Source organism: Vibrio sp. AK197, from assembly GCF_053903115.1.
Map to the genome: position 1 here is coordinate 700,285 of NZ_CP096429.1, position 19,834 is coordinate 720,118.

At 46.4% G+C, this 19,834-nt stretch carries 15 protein-coding genes; 10 read left to right on the forward strand and 5 right to left on the reverse strand.

Annotation, left to right across the window (positions count from 1 at the left end; genetic code table 11):
- Positions 1-3 precede the first annotated feature (3 nt).
- From M1D72_RS03175 to M1D72_RS03190, 4 genes are all read left to right on the forward strand, one after another.
- Positions 4-3,567 (forward strand): hypothetical protein, encoded by a 3,564-nt coding sequence (locus tag M1D72_RS03175; RefSeq protein WP_456295541.1) that lies wholly within the window; start codon positions 4-6, stop codon positions 3,565-3,567.
- A gap of 7 nt (positions 3,568-3,574) precedes the next feature.
- Positions 3,575-4,462, forward strand: coding sequence for an OmpA family protein (locus tag M1D72_RS03180; protein WP_456295542.1), 888 nt, complete (start codon positions 3,575-3,577; stop codon positions 4,460-4,462).
- A 390-nt stretch (positions 4,463-4,852) separates the two neighbouring features.
- Positions 4,853-5,782, forward strand: a complete 930-nt coding sequence (locus M1D72_RS03185) for a TAXI family TRAP transporter solute-binding subunit (protein ID WP_456295543.1) — start codon at positions 4,853-4,855, stop codon at positions 5,780-5,782.
- Positions 5,783-5,828: 46 nt separating this feature from the next.
- Positions 5,829-7,721 carry a TRAP transporter permease gene (locus tag M1D72_RS03190; RefSeq protein WP_456295544.1) on the forward strand — a complete coding sequence of 631 codons (1,893 nt, stop codon included), beginning with the start codon at positions 5,829-5,831 and terminating at the stop codon, positions 7,719-7,721.
- A 69-nt stretch (positions 7,722-7,790) separates the two neighbouring features.
- Here the strand turns inward: M1D72_RS03190 and M1D72_RS03195 are convergent, their stop codons facing one another.
- The 3 genes from M1D72_RS03195 to moeA form a co-directional block, all read right to left on the reverse strand.
- Positions 7,791-8,627 carry a sulfurtransferase gene (locus M1D72_RS03195; RefSeq protein WP_456295545.1) on the reverse strand — a complete coding sequence of 279 codons (837 nt, stop codon included), beginning with the start codon at positions 8,625-8,627 and terminating at the stop codon, positions 7,791-7,793.
- A gap of 139 nt (positions 8,628-8,766) precedes the next feature.
- Positions 8,767-9,522 (reverse strand): molybdopterin-synthase adenylyltransferase MoeB, encoded by a 756-nt coding sequence (gene moeB, locus M1D72_RS03200; RefSeq protein WP_456295546.1) that lies wholly within the window; start codon positions 9,520-9,522, stop codon positions 8,767-8,769.
- A 26-nt stretch (positions 9,523-9,548) separates the two neighbouring features.
- A complete protein-coding gene (gene moeA, locus M1D72_RS03205) occupies positions 9,549-10,784 on the reverse strand; it encodes a molybdopterin molybdotransferase MoeA (protein ID WP_456295547.1) in 1,236 nt (411 codons plus the stop codon).
- A 150-nt stretch (positions 10,785-10,934) separates the two neighbouring features.
- Between moeA and folE the strand changes: the two genes are divergently transcribed.
- The 3 genes from folE (at position 10,935) to M1D72_RS03220 (ending at position 13,836) form a co-directional block, all read left to right on the forward strand.
- On the forward strand, positions 10,935-11,588 hold the full coding sequence (gene folE, locus M1D72_RS03210) for a GTP cyclohydrolase I FolE (RefSeq protein WP_390195181.1): 654 nt from the start codon (positions 10,935-10,937) through the stop codon (positions 11,586-11,588).
- A gap of 331 nt (positions 11,589-11,919) precedes the next feature.
- Positions 11,920-12,696 (forward strand): SDR family NAD(P)-dependent oxidoreductase, encoded by a 777-nt coding sequence (locus M1D72_RS03215; RefSeq protein ID WP_456295548.1) that lies wholly within the window; start codon positions 11,920-11,922, stop codon positions 12,694-12,696.
- Positions 12,697-12,813: 117 nt separating this feature from the next.
- Positions 12,814-13,836, forward strand: coding sequence for a PfkB family carbohydrate kinase (locus tag M1D72_RS03220; RefSeq protein WP_456295549.1), 1,023 nt, complete (start codon positions 12,814-12,816; stop codon positions 13,834-13,836).
- A gap of 110 nt (positions 13,837-13,946) precedes the next feature.
- Here the strand turns inward: M1D72_RS03220 and M1D72_RS03225 are convergent, their stop codons facing one another.
- The gene (locus M1D72_RS03225; protein WP_390195187.1) at positions 13,947-14,408 is read right to left on the reverse strand and encodes a phosphate-starvation-inducible protein PsiE; all 462 of its coding nucleotides are present in this window, start codon (positions 14,406-14,408) and stop codon (positions 13,947-13,949) included.
- 442 nt (positions 14,409-14,850) lie between these two features.
- On the opposite strand from M1D72_RS03225, the gene M1D72_RS03230 reads away from it, so the two are divergent.
- From M1D72_RS03230 to M1D72_RS03240, 3 genes are all read left to right on the forward strand, one after another.
- Positions 14,851-14,985: an entericidin EcnAB gene (locus M1D72_RS03230; RefSeq protein ID WP_390195190.1), complete on the forward strand. Its 135-nt coding sequence runs from the start codon at positions 14,851-14,853 to the stop codon at positions 14,983-14,985.
- Positions 14,986-15,264: 279 nt separating this feature from the next.
- A complete protein-coding gene (locus M1D72_RS03235; RefSeq protein WP_456295550.1) occupies positions 15,265-16,362 on the forward strand; it encodes an ABC transporter substrate-binding protein in 1,098 nt (365 codons plus the stop codon).
- Positions 16,363-16,653: 291 nt separating this feature from the next.
- Positions 16,654-18,024, forward strand: coding sequence for an MFS transporter (locus tag M1D72_RS03240; protein ID WP_456295551.1), 1,371 nt, complete (start codon positions 16,654-16,656; stop codon positions 18,022-18,024).
- 35 nt (positions 18,025-18,059) lie between these two features.
- Here the strand turns inward: M1D72_RS03240 and M1D72_RS03245 are convergent, their stop codons facing one another.
- Positions 18,060-19,703: a VRR-NUC domain-containing protein gene (locus tag M1D72_RS03245; RefSeq protein WP_456295552.1), complete on the reverse strand. Its 1,644-nt coding sequence runs from the start codon at positions 19,701-19,703 to the stop codon at positions 18,060-18,062.
- Positions 19,704-19,834: the final 131 nt, after the last annotated feature.

Sequence of the window (19,834 nt, forward strand, 5' to 3'; positions counted from 1 at the left end):
AGCATGTTGAATGTCAACACAAAGCCGTGCGCAGCGCAGCGCAAGGTACCTCACTTATCGTCTGTCGCCATCGCGGTGGTCACAAGCTTATCCAGCGCAACTTGGGCGGTCGATGTCAGTGAACTAGAGAAGATTGAATCTCATACGACGCCAACGGAAGCGGTAGAACGCAAACAAAAGGACAATTCGAGGATCTATTTAGAGCAAGGTGCGATCTGGGCGAGTCGCGATATTACCCGCTTTGACCCCGTGTTGACGGTGCGCGCGAGTGATCGCATTGAAGTTAAAGAGGCAAAGTTGACCTCAGCAATTAATTTCACCATCACCACCAACTTTAGTTATTACATTGCACGCTACCAGCTAGAGATCTTTGATGGCCAAGATGTGCATTTGAGCCAACCGATTGCTGTGCTTGAAGGGGATCAGCTGGCGAATGATAGCGATGTCGTTTGGAGTGTCGAACAAGCGTCGAAAACGCCTTTGGCTGCTGGCGGCCAGCTACAATTTCGACTAAAAGCTTGGGACCAATCTGGGAATATGGATTTAACCACCCTTGGCGTGATTGATTTAACTGCCAGCGAATCAGAAGTCGATATTCAGCGAAATGATGGCGAACAACAATTAAGTCGCCGTTTCGGTCAAGCCCAATTGATGCGTCATAACATTCCTACTTACGCAGGGTTGATTAAATTTATCGGCAATGGTCTTAAAGGGGTAGATAAAGTTGTCATTGGTGATGATGAGTTTGATGTAGAAGATGACGCGCTATACGCTGAACAATTCTTACCTGCCAATGCCTACCTGTTACCGACGAAAGTCATTTTTGATGATGGCGAACAGCGTGACTACCAACTGTTTGCGCGAGTGCCGGAAAATTACTACGTGCAAGCGGGATTAGCCGATTTCTATGTTGGTCGAAACTTTGTCTCTGGTAATGGCAGTGCTTTAGACGTAGACGAGCAATACCAAGATAATCTCTATAATCAGGGCCGTATCGCTTATTTTGGTCAAGGTAAGTTTGGTGACAAACTGAGGATTACCACCCATTTTGATTCTCGTGAAGGGGAAATCAAAGACCTGTTTAAACATCCTTTTGCTTCCGACAGTTCGGATATATTTGAACTATTGGAAGATGACGACGAGCTGTATTACGGCCACTATGGTGATAATGCCAATATTCGTAAGGTGGTGAATACCAAAGGTAAAGTTTATCTCGATCTCCAATACGATAAATCCCAGTTGCTATGGGGAAATTACAACACGGGATTAACTGGTACCGATAATAGCGATTACAATCGAAGTTTATATGGCTTGAAAGGCGATTTTCGAACTCGCGGTACGACAAAATACGGTGAAGATAAACTCAACGTGGTTGGGTTTGCGGCTTCTTCGGATACATTGTTTGGTCACGATGAATTTCTTGGTACTGGCGGCTCGCTGTATTTTTTGAAAAATGGCGAAGTGGTGCCGGGGTCGGATAAGGTGTCGGTCAAAGTCATCAACCAAAATAGCGGCATCGCTGAGCGTGAAGTTGCGCTGCAATCTGGGCGCGACTACGAGATCGATGCCTATCAAGGACGGATTATTTTAACACGTCCTCTCACTAACATTTTGCGCGATAACTTCTCGACGGTGATCGATGACACGCCTGGCGATGGGTATGAAAACTATTTGGCTGTGGATTATGAATATGTTCCGAGAGGCAGTGAAGCAAAAGACGCCTTAACCTTTGGCGGCCGTGCTAAAGGCTGGGTGAATGATTACGTCGGTCTAGGGGCTAGCTACGCCACGGAAGCGCGTGATGAACAAGATTACCAAAACTACAGCGCAGACATCACCTTACGCGCCAGTGAAGGCTCATATTTGCAAGCCGAGTTTGGTCATAGCCAAGGCACGCAAACCGATTCTAACTTTGTCTCCTATGACGGCGGTTTAACCTTCAATTCATTGTCACGGGCGTTGGAAGAGAGAGAAGGGGATGCGCTGCAAATTAAAGCGGTCGCGGATCTGCACGATGTAGCGCCCAATGTATTTTCTCTTGTCGGGAATGACATCAAGGCTTGGTATAAATCGAAAGATGCTCACTACAGTGATGCCAGTCAAGATGACGATGTAGAACAAGAATCTTACGGCGCCGAATTACGTCTTCAGGCGAGCGATCGCATCGCGATACTGACACGCTTTACCGAATTTCAGGAAACCAGCTTACAAGGTATACGAGAAACCGATACCACCCAAGCAGAGCTCGAAGGACAATTCAAACTTACCGACCATATAAAACTGTCTGCGGCGGGTAAACAAATTGAAGAGTTAAATCCAGATAAACAGCGCGGGACGGGATCTCTGGCAGGGCTAAGAGCTGATTATATTTGGAACTCTGACAACAGTATTTATCTCAAAGGCCAGAAAACCTTAAGCCAAAGTCAAGCTTACGATGAGAATGATAGCGTCACGCTCGGCGGCGAAGCGCGGGTAATGGATGACATCACGCTTGGCGCTGAATATACAACGGGTAGTCGGGGAGATGCGGCCCAAGCGACAGTCAACTACGATATTACCAGTGATTATTCCACCTACCTGACTTACTTAGACGATGATTATGAAGGCAGTAACAATGTGATTGTCGGTCAACGTGCCGACCTGACGTCAAATGTTGATTTTTACCAAGAAAATCAATTTGTAAATGAAAACAGTGGCAAAGGCCGAATCGATTCTTTTGGCTTTGGTTATGATCTTTCTGATGAGCTGGAATTTGGTATCGGTTATCAGCAAGGTGAGATTGAAAAACCGAATAGTCATGGTGTCGTCGAAGTCACTGAGCGTCGAGCGACGACTTTTAGTGCGCAGGTCGACGTCTCAGACGTCACGTTCAAACACAAGCTGGAATATCGTGTTGATAAAGGCAATGACCAAGTCGACCCGAGCCGTCGACGAATTGATCAAGTAGTGACGACAAATCGTTATACACATCATTTGACCGATGAATACACCTTATTTGGTAAGTACAACTATTCCAATACGGTGAGTAAAGTCACCGATGAAACACTGGAAAACTTTGTTGAAGCGAGTGTGGGCTTAGCTTACCGCCCCATCTATCACGACAAATTAAACCTGTTAAGTCGTTACACGTACCTGCGTGATAAAGATGCTCTGGATCGAGAGGTGAATTACACCAACGAGCGGAGCAAAATCGTCGAAGTTGAGGGGATTTATTCGCTGAATGCCAAAGTGGATGTAGGGGCGAAATACGCCCATAAAGATAAAACTCAAGCCTACGAGCGAGCGTCTGGGCGGTATTACACCGCAAAAAGTGACATCAATTTGTATGCCATCAGCACCTCCTATTCAGTGATGAAGAATTGGGATGTGACCGGTGAGTACCACTGGAAAACCGATACCATCAATGACCAACTTGAACATGGCGCGGTGGTGTCGTTCAACAAGCACGTGACTGATAATTTCAAAGTCGGCATTGGGTATAACTTTTCTGGTTTTGACAATAACTTAGCCAATCGAGATGACTACGATGCGCAGGGCGTTTTCGTCAATGTTGTCGGTAAATTATAGGCCTATTATGCAGCAGCAAAGAATAATCATCGCAGGGTTACTGGCCGGCAGTTTACTTATGGGGTGTTCGACGAACACCTACGTGAGCAATGAAAATACACGGGCTTTTGAACAGGTCCATCTGAGCAAGTTTGTTATTGAGGAATGTCGACTGTTCGAGCCGGAAGTCCGTGTCGCCATGGCATCACACTTCGCGTTTGATAGTGCGGCTCTTACTCAAGTCGACCAAGACGCGATTAATGCATTCATCAAACAAATCAAACCATTGCGTGGGCAAATCACGATTGTCGGCCACACGGATATCCGCGGCTCTAAGGCTTATAATTTGGCACTCTCTGACCGCCGAGCGCAGTCGGTAGAGAAACACCTTCGCCAGCGGATTGATGAACGACATTATCAGTGGCGAGTGGAGTATTACGGAAAGGCGCGTCCGGTGAATACGAGTGTCCGCCCAGAGGCGCATGCGCAAAACCGCCGTGCCTATATCATCTTTGAACAAACGCGAGCCAAGCAGAATCAACAGCCCGCATGCCCACCAATAAAACCGGAGCGCAAAGTTTCCGTTGCGATCACGCCACACTTCGATTTTGATCAAGCGGCACTCACACCCAGTTCTATTGCCTCATTGAATGAATTCGCCGAGCGAATCGCGGGGTTAAAAGGCCGAATATTGATTGCAGGTCATACAGATAGCCAAGGAAGTGACGATTACAATCTAAAACTGGCGAAAGCGAGGGCGTATTCAGTGAGGGATTATTTAGCAACGAGATTGGTGACGGAGGATTATCAATGGCAGGTCAGTGCCTTTGGAGAAAATGCGTTATTGAGCGACGAAAATACGCCAGATGATCACTCGCTTAATCGCAGAGCGGTAATCATGTTTACTCAGTTTTAACGCCAAATTAAGCCGCTTGAGTAAAAGGAAAACCTTGAGGAGTAAATAACTTAGCCAACAATGAAACTGTCATTTATTGATTGCAAATATTCATAATTTGTATAAATATGCAGTCGATCACTTTTGTTCTCCAAGGATAGGAGGATAATTTCCGAATCTGTTCGGTATGCGAAGTCACCATCATGAAGATGGTTGCATTGACTTCAATTTGTTGATTCAAGCGTTCAGGGAGTGAGCGGAAAATCACGCCCTTGTCTCCTCGCTGCGCGATTCGCGTATTCAACTCTCATTTCATTCATTGCATGATTGCTATTTCGTCCTATCCATCTCATAACATTATGGAAACAAAATGATAAACAAATAAATAACGATAGATAATAAGGAGCACATATGTATCAAGCGTTAAGGAATGGGCTATTAGCACTGGCGGTTGCGTTTTCTGTCCCAGCGATGGCTGAGAACTACACAATCGGCACCGGCAGCCAAAGCGGTACTTACTATCCACTTGGCGGTATGTTCGCCAAAATTTGGAGTGAAAACCTCCCCGATTTCAATATGCGTGCTGAAGTAACAGCGGCTTCCGTTGAAAACACCATTAAAGTGTCCACCAATAAACAACTTGCGGGGATTGCCCAAGGTAATGTGGTATTACAAGCGTTTAACGGCACCAAACCTTTTCCACGTAAAATGGACGTCTCTGTCCTATTTGCTTTGTATCCCAACGTTGTTCAATTCATTGTCCCTGCGAACTCAGATATTCAGTCTATCTCCGATCTGAAAGGCAAGCGTGTTTCATTAGGCGCTCCAGGGTCAGGCACGCGAGTCAGTTCGGTGAATATTCTTAATACGTTGGGCATTGAAGAGAGTGACATTAAAGCGCAATCTCTTAACTACACCGCGACAACCAGCGCCTTAGCCAATAACCAAATTGATGCAGGGGTGATTGTCGGCAGCTTGGGTGTTGGTGCGATTACAGAGCTTGCGTTAACCCGTGATGTTCGTATCTTGAGCTTTAGCGCTGATGAACTGGCGAAGATTGCCAAAGATTACCCTTCTTACATTGAAATCGATGTGCCCGCGGAGTCGTACAATAAAGTCCCTGCGTTTAAAGCCCCCGCGGTTTGGAACGTTTTGGTGGTCAACAAAAATCTAAGCGAAGACATGGCTTACCAAATGACGAAAGCTGCGTTTGACAATATGGATAAAATTCGACAGGTCATTGGCGTGACTAAGTTTACCACGCTTGAGAATATGACCAAATTACAGGGCATTGATTTGCATCCTGGTGCGGAGAAATATCGTCAAGAACAAATGAAGTAATCCTCAAGTGCAATCAGCTTGAGGTTGACGTTACATGGAGTAAGTGATGAGTAAAATTCATCCTAGTAACCAAAAAATGACCGATGCCATTTTGCTGATAGCCGCTGTTGCGGCTATCGCTTTATCGGTATTTCAAATCTGGCAGGGGATTGTCGCGAATTTGGCGGCACCCGTTTTTCGCCCTGTTCACGTTAGTTGGGTGTTGGCGCTAGTGTTTCTCGTTTATCCAACGTTGAGTGCGAAACGCGCGTTTCCGGTTTATCTTTGCGGGCGTATTGTCGATTTGATTCTGGTGGCCGCTACGTGTTGGGCATCGACGCAAATCGCCTTGTTTGACTATGACGATATCAGTTTTTTACTTGATGGCTTAGGCTCTGTAGAACAAGCGGCTGGTGTGGTATTGATTGTTCTGCTCTTGGAAGCGACACGACGCACCGTTGGCTTAGTGATGGTGGTCATTGCTTTGCTATTCTTAGCCTACGCCTTATTTGGCGATGCCCTGCCTGATAACGTCGCCAGTAAAGGCTTTACGTTGGAAGAGGTGGTTCGTTTCCATATTTATTCGACCAATGGTGTTTACGGCGCGCCGCTGGCAATCGCAGCCGGTGTGGTGTTTATGTTTGTGTTGTTTGGCGCGTTCTTGCAGGTGACGGGAGCGGGGCAATTCTTTATCGATATGGCGTTTGCGGTCGCGGGTAAATATCGTGGCGGACCGGCCAAAGCCAGTGTTATCGCATCAGCAGCTTTGGGCTCTATCTCAGGCTCGGCTATTGCCAATACGGTGACCACTGGCGCTTTAACCATCCCCATGATGAAAAAGCTCGGCTATAAGTCTGAGCAAGCCGCAGGGATTGAAGCGGCTGCCTCAACGGGTGGGCAGATTATGCCTCCGGTCATGGGCGCGGGCGCATTCGTGATGGCGCAATTTACCGGGATTCCATACAGTGACATCCTGTTGGTTTCGATCGCGCCAGCGATTTTGTATTTCGCCTGCACTTTACTCTATGTGCATCTCATGGCTTGTAAGCTCAATTTACAAGGGATGAGCGCAACAGAGCAGGTCTTTACCGTCCTGAAAAGTGGTTGGCATTTCTTGGTTCCCCTGATTCTAATCACCGTTCTATTAATGATGAGCTATTCACCCGTTCTGGTTGGGGTGATTGGCTGCGCGGCGATTTTGCTCGCATCGCTAACCCGTAAACATAGCCGCATTGGGTTTGGCTTATTCTTTCAGGGGTTGAAAGAGGGTGCTTTGATGGCACTACCGATCTCCGTTGCTTGTGCGACGGCTGGGATCGTTGTCGGCGTGGTGGGTCAAACAGGAATTGGCTTGCAGTTTACCCAGTTCCTTATTGCTATGTCTGGTGGTCATTTGTGGTCAGCATTGGCGCTTATCGCGGTTGCTGCCGTCATTTTGGGAATGGGGCTTCCGGTGACCGCTGCTTATATTGTGTTATCGATCATGGCCGTCCCAGCATTGATGGACTTTGGGCTCGGTTTGTTAACTGCACATATGATTGTGTTTTGGTTGTCGCAAACCTCCAATGTCACGCCACCGATCGCCTTAGCTGCATTTGCAGGGGCGGGAATTGCCAATGCTTCGCCGATGCGTTCGGCGGTACAAGCATTTAAGTTGGCGCAAGGCTTTTTCTTAATTCCAGCCATGATGGCCTTTTCAGGGCTTATTTGGATTGACGGTGAACCCACGCATTTTGTGATCGGAGTGATTGCGACCATCAGCTTGTTTATTGCCTTTGCCGGCGGTATTGAAGGACGTTTATTTGCGCCACTTGCGCTTTGGCAACGTGCGGTCTTACTGGTGATGGCACTTGGCGTACTGTTTTTGTCTGATGTCTATCGCTTAGTGGCGCTGGCCATTATTGTGGTGGTTTGCCTGCTCAATTACCGCCAGCCTGATAAACCGTTGACGCAGGTGTAACACTTGCGTCGAAGTAAGCAAAAGCCGAGCATAATGCTCGGCTTTTTTATCGGGTCTTAACGTTCAGTGTTAGGCGTCGCTGGTGGCAATCGGTAAATCGGATCTAGAGCCCCACTCGGTCCAAGAACCATCATAAACGGCTAAGTTTCGATACCCACACAGGTGGGCCGCCAGCAGTACGATACAGGCCGTCACCCCCGAACCACAGGAAAAAATGGTCTGTTGCTGGGCTTTATCGATCACGCCTTCGATAATCGGTTTGAGCGCATCGACAGGCTTTATTTTTGCGCCATCCATCAATTGGGCGAACGGCATACAGACGGATTGTGGAATATGACCAGAACGTAGGCCTTCACGGGGCTCTGGCGTGGTACCCGCAAACCGCGCTTGATTGCGTGCGTCAACCGTTAAGCTGTTGGCATTATCGATCTGGTCTGCCACTTGTTCTGCGGTTAAAAAGTGATTCGGATTCAGGCTACCGCAGAAATCTCCACGTTGAGTGACGGTCTGGTATTGATCGCTGAGTGGGTAACCTTTTTCTTTCCAATCACTTAAGCCACCATTGAGAATGTAGACACTCTCGTGGCCCATGGCTTTTAGCATCCACCATGCCCGGGGCGAGGCAAACGTGCCGCTATTATCGTAAACCACTATGATCGAGTTTTGATTCAGTCCCAGTTCTTGCGCGTGTAGATTAAACTCTTGTTCACTTGGCATCATGTGTGGGTAAGAAGCATTTTTATCGCAGAAGACATGATCGTAATCGAAACGACGAGCGTTAGGAATAATGTTGGTCGTGTCTTTCGTCGGCTCGGCAGGGATTTGAAATTCAATACTGGTATCCAGAATCACGAGATTCGGGGTTTCCATATTGTCAGCGAGCCATTCGGCGGTCACAAGAGTCATGACATGTGCTCCTTATTGATGGGAAGTCGGCGTTCAGTATAAAAGTGAATGACGTTAGAAATGAAGGATAAATTGGTAATTAACTAAAAAAGCCAAGTCACTATGAGGCTTGGCTTTTCAGGATTGGAATAGGAAGTTTTTAGTTCTCACCGCATGCTGGGCAGCTTGGCATTTTGCTGAGCTTCATTTCTCGCCAGTTCATTGTAAGTGCGTCAAGCAGCAAAATTTTTCCTTGTATCGGTGTTCCGTAGCCTGACAATACTTTAATCGTTTCCAACGCTTGGATACTGCCGATAATGCCCACTAGAGGTGCCATGACCCCAGCTTCGACACAGCTTAGTGCCGTATCACCAAATAATGCACTTAAACATTGGTAACATGGCGCGTGTGAATCTTGATAAGTAAACACACTGACTTGACCTTCCATACGGATAGCGGCGCCAGATATCAAAGGGGTTTTATGCTTTAAGCACAGTCGATTAAGTTGATTGCGGGTTTCGACATTATCTGAGGCATCCAGCACTGCATCATGAGTTTCGATAAGCGAATTCAATTCGTGATCCGTTAAACGCTGATTAATCGGCGTGACGGACACATGCGGATTGACGGTGTTCAGCATCGCTGTAGCCGAGGAGACTTTAGGTTCACCAATAGTTGCGTCACGGTGCAAGATCTGGCGCTGAAGGTTGGAAAGTTCAACGACATCATCATCAATGATCGTCAGTTGACCAACCCCTGCTGCCGCTAAGTACTGACTGGCTGCGCAGCCTAAGCCTCCCGCACCAAGGATGAGAACTGAGCTCTGTTTAAGTGCTTCTTGACCTTCAAAGTCAAAGTTTGTTAGTACGATTTGCCGGTTATAACGCAGCATTTCTTGATCGGACAGAATATCCACTTTCGCTCCAAAATCGTCACTAATGCTTAGTATAAGCAGGGAGATAACAGCTGAATTTGAACGGTTTCACCCACTTCTACTGAGCCGCGTTCACGCTCTAACACCACAAAGCAGTTGGCAAGGCTCATCGAGCGAAACGCCCCGGAACTTTGGTTGCCTGTGGTTTCAACCACAAATTGCCCATTTTCGATACGATAAATGGCACGTTGATAATCGGTTCTACCAGGAAATTTTCGAAAGGCGTTTTTGGTTATCGCAGGGATTGATTCTGGCGCTTTCCATTGTGTATGCCCACCCAATTTGGCTAGCAGCGGTTGAACCAGCACATAGAGCGTGATCATTGCAGAGACGGGGTTTCCCGGAAGACCACAGAACCACGCGTTATCAAGTTCACCAAACGCGAACGGTTTCCCGGGTTTAATCGCCAGTTTCCAGAAACCAATTTGACCTAATTGCCCTAAGATATCTTTGGTATAATCCGCTTCGCCGACACTCACGCCACCTGATGTCACGACCACATCCGCCAGTGATTGTGCTTGCTCAAAGGTCGCTTTCAAGGTTTCAGGGCAGTCGGGTACGATACCTAAATCGATGGCTTCGCAGCCAAAGTTTTCAATCAGCGGCTTAATTCCGTAACGGTTGCTGTCATAAATATTGCCCGGCTTCAACGGTTCACCGAGTGGTTGCAGTTCATCGCCAGTCGAGAAAAAAGCCACTTTAGGTTTACGCACAACTTCCACGTGGCTGATACCCAATGAGGCAATCATCGGAATATCTCTCGGCGTCAGGCGCGCCCCTTTTTCCAAAACGACGTCGTGTTGCTTAATGTCATCGCCAATAGGACGAATATTGTTATTTGGTTTTAAATCTGTTTGATGAAAGGTGACACCCTGTTCGTTGGTATCGGTATTCTCTTGCATTTCAACCGCGTCACACCCTTGTGGAATTTGCGCGCCGGTCATGATTCGAATACAGGTACCTTGAGGCCATTCGCCTTCAAAAGGTTGCCCAGCAAACGATTTACCCGCGACGGGAAGGGTGGCGGATTGTTTTAAATCGCTTCGGCGCACCGCGTAGCCATCCATCGCTGAATTATTGAATGGCGGAACATTGATGGGTGAGAGAATGTCTTTGGCAAGCACATAACCGAGGGCTTGCTGCAACGGCAAGCTCGATGTTTGTTGAATGGGGATAATGTTGGCCAACATCTTGTCGATGGCATCTTCGATTGGCATTAAACCAGGAACGTCACAACAACTCATTCGTTCATCCTACTGCTGTATTTTGCGAGATACTCTAGCACATAAGAAAGGCAATAGAGAAAAACCGCCGTTAAAATAGGGATGTAATTATTAAAAAATCCGAGTATCCTTGTCTGCCATCCGATAGGGGTAATTCATAGAGGAACCGGAATGACAGGTCTTAGCGATTCGGCAAAGTTAGTAAAAGATGCGCTAGAAAGTCGTGGATTAGAAACGCCGATGCGTCCAAACAACATCGGTCGTGATGAGAAAAAGCAAAAAATTGAACATCACATGCGTGAAATCCTCAATTTGTTAGAGCTTGACCTAACCGATGACAGCCTTGAAGAAACTCCGCATCGCATTGCCAAAATGTACGTCGATGAAATTTTCTCCGGATTAAATTACGAAAACTTCCCGAAAATCACGGTCATCGAAAATAAGATGAATGTCAGTGAAATGGTGTGTGTCAAAGATATTACTGTGACGAGTACTTGTGAGCATCATCTTGTCACCATCGATGGTAAAGCGGCGGTCGCGTATATTCCCCGTGGCAAGATTATTGGGCTTTCAAAGATCAATCGTATTGTTCGCTTCTTTGCTCAGCGCCCTCAAGTGCAAGAACGTATGACTCAGCAAATTTTGGTCGCATTGCAAACCCTGCTTGAATCTGACGATGTTGCGGTCACGATGGATGCGACGCATTACTGCGTTAAATCTCGAGGTGTCATGGACGCAACCAGCACGACAACAACCACAGCACTTGGGGGGATTTTTAAATCTAACCCATCGACTCGTGCAGAGTTTTTACACGGATTACGCTGATTGTTGGTGACACTAGTTCTCTGAAGGGCCCTCGTAAGAGGGCTTTTTAATATCGCCAAGATTATCATTTACTTCCACAAGTGACTTTGCTTCATTTCCGTATACAGAGCCGATATGGCTCATCATGCTCTCTCGTCATTTAAACGCTATTCTTTCGCTGCCGCATATAACCCGGGTTTAAAGGCATGGTGCCTAATCTGTCAGTACCCAATGTTTGCGTACTTAGCCACATCTTAGAAAACCGCTACAAAACTCACATTTAAATTTGAAACCGCGTTTTAATATAATAATACTAACGGTTCGTTCTATAAATTAATCACAAGGTAACATCATGTTTAATGACTTAAACAACAAGCGTGTGGTGATCACTGGCTCAACAGGGGGGATTGGTCTTGCGGTGGCAAAATTATTTGCAGCGGCAGGCGCTCACGTCACACTAACCTCATACCGTGAACATAACGATATTGAACAGACCATCAGCCAGATAGCAGAGCTGGGTGGCAGTGCTAGCTTTCACCGAGTGGATTTTGCGAATGATGAGGACTGCCAACGGTTTATCAACGAATTTGTCGCTGAATATGGTGGTATTGATGTGTTGATTAATAATGTTGGTGGCCTTGTTGGGCGTAAGACTACAGAAGAGATTGATGCTGAGTTCTTTGACGATGTTGCTTATCTCAATATGCGCTCCGCTCAAACCATGGTGCGCTTGTCCCTGCCGTATCTTAAACAGTCATCCCAGCAAGAGGCTTGGAGTGCATCAGTGATCAATGTAGGGTCAATAGCGGCGGATTCCGGTGGCGGCCCTGGAGCATCGCTTTATGCCGCTTCAAAAGGTTGGCTTCATAGTGTTAATCGCGCTTGGGCAAAGACGTACGCCAAAGACAACATCCGTTTTAATGTTGTGGCGCCGGGAACCGTCGATACCGCGTTTCACGCCGATAAAGATGACTCAGCCAAAGCTCGAATCAGTCAAGGAATTCCAATGGGGCGTTTAGGGCGCGCGGAAGAGATGGCGCCGACGTTTGCCTATTTGGCATCGCATGCGATGTCTGGTTATGTCACAGGGCAAATCATCCATGTCAACGGCGGTCAATACATGGCGTAATCAGCGCAGTATACATGCCACGCATATTAATAATATTGGCGTTTAATTGAGGTGACGTGGCGACTAACAGTGGCCATGTCGCCTTATCTTGCATCGGTAAGTAAAGGGAATAAATGAATGAAAACACTCGCATTTGGTGAAATGATGCTGCGCTTAAAGCCGATGGGCTTTGAGCGAATTTTGCAAACCAATGGATTTGAAGCGGCTTATGGCGGGGCGGAAGCAAACGTGGCAGTTTCGCTGGCTCAACTTGGACATGATTCAGGCTATTTGACCAAGTTACCTGAAAACCCATTAGGTGAGGCGGCGATTGGCACACTGCGAAAGTTTGGCGTCGACACCTCACGCATCCTGCGCGGCGGTCTACGTTTGGGTATGTATTTTTTCGAAAAAGGCAACGGTGCACGTTCGACAGGCGTTGTCTATGACCGAGCGGGTAGTTCAATTGCAACGGCATTGTCTGAAGAGTTTGATTGGCCTTCACTGCTTGATGGCGTGGGCGTTTTCTACTTTTCAGGTATTACGCCCGCGATTTCGAGTGAATTGGAAATCGCGCTTAAGGCGGCGTTAAGCTACTGTCAAAAGCAGGGCATTACCGTTGTATGTGACCTCAATTATCGCGGAAAAATGTGGAAACCTGAGGTTGCGCAAAAAGTCATGGCCCAGATCATGCCGTTTGTTGACGTTTGCATCGCAAACGATGAAGACTTTGAAGCCATGCTCGGAATTAAAGCATTTGATGGCGATCTCTCTCGCGGTATTGATCAAATTGATGACTTTAAGCGTGGCATGCAAGAAATCACTAGGCGGTATCCGAACTGCAAAACCGTGGCCAGTGTATTACGTAATATTCACTGTGTAGAGCAGAGTGATTGGATGGCGATTCTCTACCAAAATAACGAGTTTTTTGAGACGCCAGTGCACAATATCAATGTGATGGAAGGTGTGGCTGCGGGCGATGCGTTTGGCGCGGGTCTTTTGCATGGTTTGAATCATCAACTTCCGGCACAAGAAACCATCGAATTTGCTATCGCTGCCAGCGTCTTGAAGCTGTCGATTAGTGGCGATCTGAATTTAGTGACTGAAGCTGAAATTCGCGCCGCGATGTCAAAAGGATCTAACGCTCGATTAAGCCGTTAGTTTAAGGTTTGATGTCCTTTGATAAAGGAAGATAAATCGCTGAAATAGAGCAAAGTTTAAAACGAAAGGCGCTGAGTTCAGCGCCTTTGTTCATGGATTGAAGTGGGGGATTAGTTATCGGCTTTGTCTACCGATTTGACTTTATCTCCGCACCAGCTTTTGCGGCGCACGATGGTTTCATAAGGCCAGTAGTAGTGACCTGCGCGAATCACTAAGGTGGCGATGGCGAGAATCAGTGCTGCGAGTGAAAGCCATACCACAAACACACCATCGAGCTCTTTCATTCCCAAGGTGATATAGCGGGCGATAGCCATAATTGCGATATAAATTGGGTAGCGAACGGGGATTTTTCCGTTTGTGACGAATTGCTGGACCATCGACAAGACTTCAAGATAAATAAACATCAGTAATATGTCGGTGAGCATGACCCTTTGCTCGGTGAACACATGAATGAATTCATTGCCTATGGCGACCAACGTCGCGAGTGTAATCGCAACAAGCAATACTGCTTCGATCATATGGTAGATCTTCAAAAAGATTCGCGTGAAGGCTTTTGGTAGATGGTTTCCCATAATTTCGATCCCTGAAATAAATAGCAAGCCCAGAATAGCCATAGAAGCAACGTAAGGTCAATTTTTCTATTGAGTGAATTTTGGGTTGGTTCAAATTTACTGGCGCATCACCACCATATTGACAATCAAGCAAGCGATTTAAAGTGTCTTAATTGTGATACAATAGAGAGATTGACCGCCTGTAAAATAAAGAGAATTTATTTGGTGAATACATTACTGATTACGTCTGTCTGATTTGGTTTGTTTATTAAAATCAATTATTTATGCAGAATTTAAAAGCGAACAAGGTTAATCAGTATTGACTGTAATTGAGCAGGTACATCGAGTCCCTAACAATAAATTTACTTATACAAAGGTAACAAACGTGGTGGAATGCAGTAACACAATTAACGAGTTGTTTAATTGAGCATTATTAAAATCTTCAATCAATAGGGGAAAGAGCATGAGAATTTCATTGTTAGTTGTCGCCATTGCGTTTGTCTTGGGTGGTTGTTCAAATACTTGGAATGGTGTGAAGGACGACTCATCTGAAATTTGGAACGACAGTAAAGAAGCCGTTCACGAAGCGACAGAATAATAACGTCATCCCATCATTATTGGGCGTAATTATTCTAAACCAGCGCTAAACGCGATTACTGAACCTTGTTGTTATGCAATCGCGTTTTGCTAATTGCTTGTTTACAGCATTAAAACCTCTTTTGTCACTCCATTTGTTGTTACTGATCACTTTATTTACATCTCCCTTGAAAATGATAGTTGTTATCATTTGACTTTCTGGTAATCTCCGCGCTTTAAAACGTACCAATTGAATAATTAACCGTTTATCACTCTGTATAAATAAAACAAGAATAGGATTATGAATAAAAATTCATTACTAATGCCATTAATTTGTGCCAGTTTATCATTTTGTGCTAACGCCGAAATGACCCAGATTGAAGATGTACTTGGGCGCCACGTGGAGGTCGATATTCCTGCTAAGCGCGTGGTATTGGGCTTCTATGCCGAAGATTATATGGCTATAGGAAGTGAAAAAGCCTTTGATCATGTGGTTGGTCTATCAAGAGATACGTGGAAGTCATGGCGTCCACAAAGCTGGGAACTGTATACGAGCTATCGACCCAGTTTGGCAAACATTCCTGATGTTGGAGAAGTGGAAGCTCAGACGTTTTCTATTGAAAAAGTCCTGAACTTAAATCCTGACGTGGTACTTTTGGCAGATTGGCAGTATAAAGCAATGGATGTCGATTTACAGAGACTGAAAGAGGCAGAGATTCCCGTTGTTGTCATTGATTACAATGCGCAAACGCTAGAAAAGCATGTAGCCAGTACTCGTGTGATCGGAAAGCTTACCGGAGAAACGAAGCGTGCAGAACGCATCGCCGAACAATACCAACAGGGAATTGAATTGGTTCAAAGCCGCATTCAACAAGCTAATGTCCCGAAGCCTCGCGCTTACGTTGAATTTGGTAACAAAGGTCCCAAAGAGTACAGTTTTACTTATGGTAAAAATATGTGGGGAGCGATGCTCAAACAAGCGGGCGGCGAAAACATAGCTGCGCCTTTTGTCGAGTGGTGGGGGCCGATCAATCCTGAGCAGGTATTGGTTTCCGAACCTCAAGTCATTTTCTTAGCGGGGACGGAATCTCGCCGTGTTGACGGCGCCATTTTGATGGGGCAAAACGTCACACGTGAAGAAGCACAATCTCGTTTAAAAGGCTTTACGCATCGCACGGGGTGGGCACAATTACCTGCAGTGGCTGAGCAGCGTGTTTATGGCATTTATCAGGGCGCGTCACGCTCAATCGTTGACTACACGATGGTGCAATACATGGCCAAAGCATTGTACCCAGATTTATTTGCCGATTTAGATCCTGAAAAAGCGTATATCGACTTTTATAAACAGTATCTTCCCGTCGTGCCGCAAGGCACATTTGCCATCTCCCTCTCGGAATAGAAAGTGCTCCACTCAGAATAGAAAGTGTTCCACGGCGTTTTACAGCGCCGTGTTTTGTTTCGACGCCGGCTTATCGTCCGGCGCTATTTTTGATTTCTTGAGTCGATGACTTTCCCCATCTCTACTACGTTGGCTCAACGACACTGATAACATGAAAGAATTTCATGATCGTTATGAGTAAACTGAAGTTGCTCGAATTTAGCGTTGATATGATTATTTGGACATCTAGACGTATTTAGTAATTTGCGCCGCCGTTGGAGCGAATGCATAGAGATAAAGGATGGCCCTTAGATGAATCAATCCGCAGTTGACCCCCGTGCTCGTATTAATCAGTCTCCAATGACGCTGATGCAAATGGTCGTCATCGCGATGACGGTATGCTTTAGTGCGGTTGATGGCTTTGACGTCCTAGCGATTAGTGTGTCTGGCTCTGGGATTATGGCTGAATTTGGTCTTAGTCGAGCGGAGCTTGGCGCTGCGCTATCTATGGAGCTCGTAGGGATGGCGATAGGTTCTATCCTGCTCGGGGGATTTGCTGATAAATTAGGCCGCCGAAAGATGGTGCTTGGCTGCCTGTTTGTGATGACTATAGGTATGTGGATGGTCGCTCATGTTACATCGATAACCGAGCTGTGTGCTTGGCGTGTCCTTACGGGGCTGGGCATTGGCGGCTTGCTATCAACCACCAATGCGTTAACCGCAGAATTCTCAAATGAAAAGCGGCGCGGACTGTGCATCTCATTAATGGTTATCGGTTATCCACTCGGTGGTATTATTTGCGGCGCGGTAGGCGCATCAATACTTGAACAAGGCGCGACCAATTGGCGAGATATGTTTGTGGTTGGTGCACTTGTCTCGGCGGCAATGATTCCTCTTAGTTATTGGCTGCTTCCTGAGTCGGTAGATTGGCTAACGCGAATTCAGCCTAAACAGGCACTCGTGCGAGTCAATGCTTCACTTAAGAAAATACAACATTTACCGATTACGCAACTGGTGCAGCGCGCAGAGAGCCAAGTACAAGGTTCAATTTGGGATATCTTTTCCAAGCAACTGTTGGTCGCAACCTTATTGATGACCGCCGCCTATTTGTTTCAAATGATCACCTTCTATTACGTATTAAAATGGACACCAACCATTGTTGTTCAGATGGGCATCGGCGCGGCATCGGCGGCGGGCGTTTTGTTTTGGGTGAATGTCGGCGGGGTAATCGGTGGATTACTGTTTGGTGTGTTAAGTAGCTATGTTGGTTTAAAACCATTGACGATTGGCACGCTGCTGCTGACGTGCATTGCCGTTATTTTGTTTGGGCAATCCAAGCCGGATTTGATGCACTTAAGCTTGGTTGCAACCTTGGTGGGGTTCTTTGCTAATGCTGGCGTGTCAGGTATTTACACGCTTGTAGCCACCGTTTTCCCGACACACGTACGAGCAACAGGGACTGGATTTGTGATTGGTGTCGGGCGGGCTGGCGCCATTATTGCTCCTTGGCTTGCAGGCGTCCTTATGCAGCAAGGTTTCGAACAAGGTCAGCCACTTAGTGATGTATTAGCCTATGTTGCGCTTATCATGGGATTGTGTTCACTGGTTGCTTGCGCTGCGCTTATTTGCTTAGGCTTGGGGGCGAAAAAGCGCCAACAATATTCGACGCAACTTCAGGTATAAACGCCGCTAAGCTCAAGGACATCATTGCCTTGGGCTTACTGACTTTTCGCACCCTGATTCACATAACAAACAGAAAATGGCACGCCTAGCTGTTCAAAGTGACGAAACCATCGCCATTGATTATCCTGGACTTTATCTCCGGGCCCTTTGACTTCAACCCATTGATACTGCCCATCTTTAAAGGCAATTAAATCCGGCATCCCACTGCGATAGCGCGCGAGGTCGGTGAGCAGGATTTCAAATAACCCACGCAGTGTTGACGTTGGTATATAGGTGATGGCCTCAATGAGTAAATCTTGCGAGAAAAGGTTCCAGTTAACAAAAGGATTGCTTATTCCATACTTACGGTGATAACGGTCAACCCATGCCTGATGGCTTAATGTTTCTAGTGAGTCCAATGCATGTTGAACCATCGCTTCACGTTTGGCGACAAAATCACTGTGATAAAGATCGAGAGGTCGATGCTGATAGGGGTTAATGAACGCCCCCTCGACCGGCGCAAAAATGACCTCCCAAAACAGCAAACCAAACAGCCCATTGAGTAACGTATTTTCGCTGTAAAAGCAGCGCCAACCATCTTGCGTGAGGCGATTTAATACCGCTAACTCTACGCGCGTTTGTGAGAGGTCTAAATCATCCAGATGCAGAGTAGTGTGTTTTGGTTTTTGTGACCGTGTCACCTTTAGGCCGCGTTTACGGTCTAGCCGGTGCTGAAGTTTTTCAGCCACCTCCCACTCGCCGATATCTTTGGGATTTGTACGCATGTCGGAGATGATCGCTTGCATCATATCCAATTGATTGAGTGGCTCTAACATGCGAGCTTGCCGCTCACGGCTCGGAGGAAGGGTGCTCTGTTGGAACCATTTTAGTGCTTGGTCTACCTCGCCAAGCCGCTCTAAATCTCGCGCAATGAGATTAATGATTTGCTCTCGACGGCGATTCACATCCTTAAACGGGCCTTGTTCAGGTAGTTGTTCGAGGAGTTCGATAAGTGCAAGGCTGCGCTTTTCTGTCAGTTGATAGTTTGCGTAAAGCTCACTAAGGCTGAGCCGTTGTTCAATATGATCATGGCTTTTAAAAAAGCGTCGCTCTTTACTTAAATCATAAGCTTCAAAACGATGTAAACCTATGTCCGTAAGCACGAATTGACTTAAATCCTGATGCGTATTAGCGAAAAATAGCAGTAAAAGAACATCGATGGTTCGTGGATGAAGAAGTTCAATGATTTGAAAATTAAGCGCTAGCGATTCTGGGTGCTCTATGTCGGTACCTTCTGAAAATTGCTCAATCGCCTGTTGCTTGGTCATCCGTTTATCAAGACTTGAATCCAGTGTAAGCAGTTCAGGTTTAGTCAACAATGACTGCGCCAAGTCAGCGCGGCTTATGCTTGGATTGACTCTTATAAATTCAAACTGCGATAGCTGACTCAGGGGGTGTTGCAACTCGCCGATTTCAGCGTAACTGAGCTTATCACTGCGAAACCAATGGCCTTTGCGTGATAGCATGCGAACCAGTAGACATTGGCTGGCATGAGAGAGTTGACTGAATGCATCAAGCCAATGTTGTTCCTGTGCTGAGAGTAAATCGCTGTACCACTCAGTTGCATGTTGGTGCAATTTTAAAAAATTATCTAAGTAATAATCTGGCGTGAGTGTGAGATTCGGCTCTGTCTTTTGCAAAATAAACCCGCTTTAACGTTTAATGTCGATAGAGTACCGAGGTTTTCTGCTGTTCGCAAAGTCAGTGGTATTCAGCGCGAGAAACCATAAATTAGCCGCTTGCTGAATGATTTCGCGGTAATTCATATAAA

Bases quoted from the DNA above. Each gene is read 5' to 3' on its own strand.
- M1D72_RS03180 (WP_456295542.1), top strand. From the start codon at position 3,575: ATGCAGCAGCAAAGAATAATCATCGCAGGGTTACTGGCCGGCAGTTTA.
- M1D72_RS03230 (WP_390195190.1), top strand. From the start codon at position 14,851: ATGAGAATTTCATTGTTAGTTGTCGCCATTGCGTTTGTCTTGGGTGGT.
- M1D72_RS03225 (WP_390195187.1), bottom strand. From the start codon at position 14,408: ATGGGAAACCATCTACCAAAAGCCTTCACGCGAATCTTTTTGAAGATC.
- M1D72_RS03220 (WP_456295549.1), top strand. From the start codon at position 12,814: ATGAAAACACTCGCATTTGGTGAAATGATGCTGCGCTTAAAGCCGATG.
- M1D72_RS03190 (WP_456295544.1), top strand. From the start codon at position 5,829: ATGAGTAAAATTCATCCTAGTAACCAAAAAATGACCGATGCCATTTTG.
- M1D72_RS03185 (WP_456295543.1), top strand. From the start codon at position 4,853: ATGTATCAAGCGTTAAGGAATGGGCTATTAGCACTGGCGGTTGCGTTT.
- M1D72_RS03175 (WP_456295541.1), top strand. From the start codon at position 4: ATGTTGAATGTCAACACAAAGCCGTGCGCAGCGCAGCGCAAGGTACCT.
- M1D72_RS03215 (WP_456295548.1), top strand. From the start codon at position 11,920: ATGTTTAATGACTTAAACAACAAGCGTGTGGTGATCACTGGCTCAACA.
- M1D72_RS03240 (WP_456295551.1), top strand. From the start codon at position 16,654: ATGAATCAATCCGCAGTTGACCCCCGTGCTCGTATTAATCAGTCTCCA.
- M1D72_RS03235 (WP_456295550.1), top strand. From the start codon at position 15,265: ATGAATAAAAATTCATTACTAATGCCATTAATTTGTGCCAGTTTATCA.
- folE (WP_390195181.1), top strand. From the start codon at position 10,935: ATGACAGGTCTTAGCGATTCGGCAAAGTTAGTAAAAGATGCGCTAGAA.
- moeA (WP_456295547.1), bottom strand. From the start codon at position 10,784: ATGAGTTGTTGTGACGTTCCTGGTTTAATGCCAATCGAAGATGCCATC.
- M1D72_RS03195 (WP_456295545.1), bottom strand. From the start codon at position 8,627: ATGACTCTTGTGACCGCCGAATGGCTCGCTGACAATATGGAAACCCCG.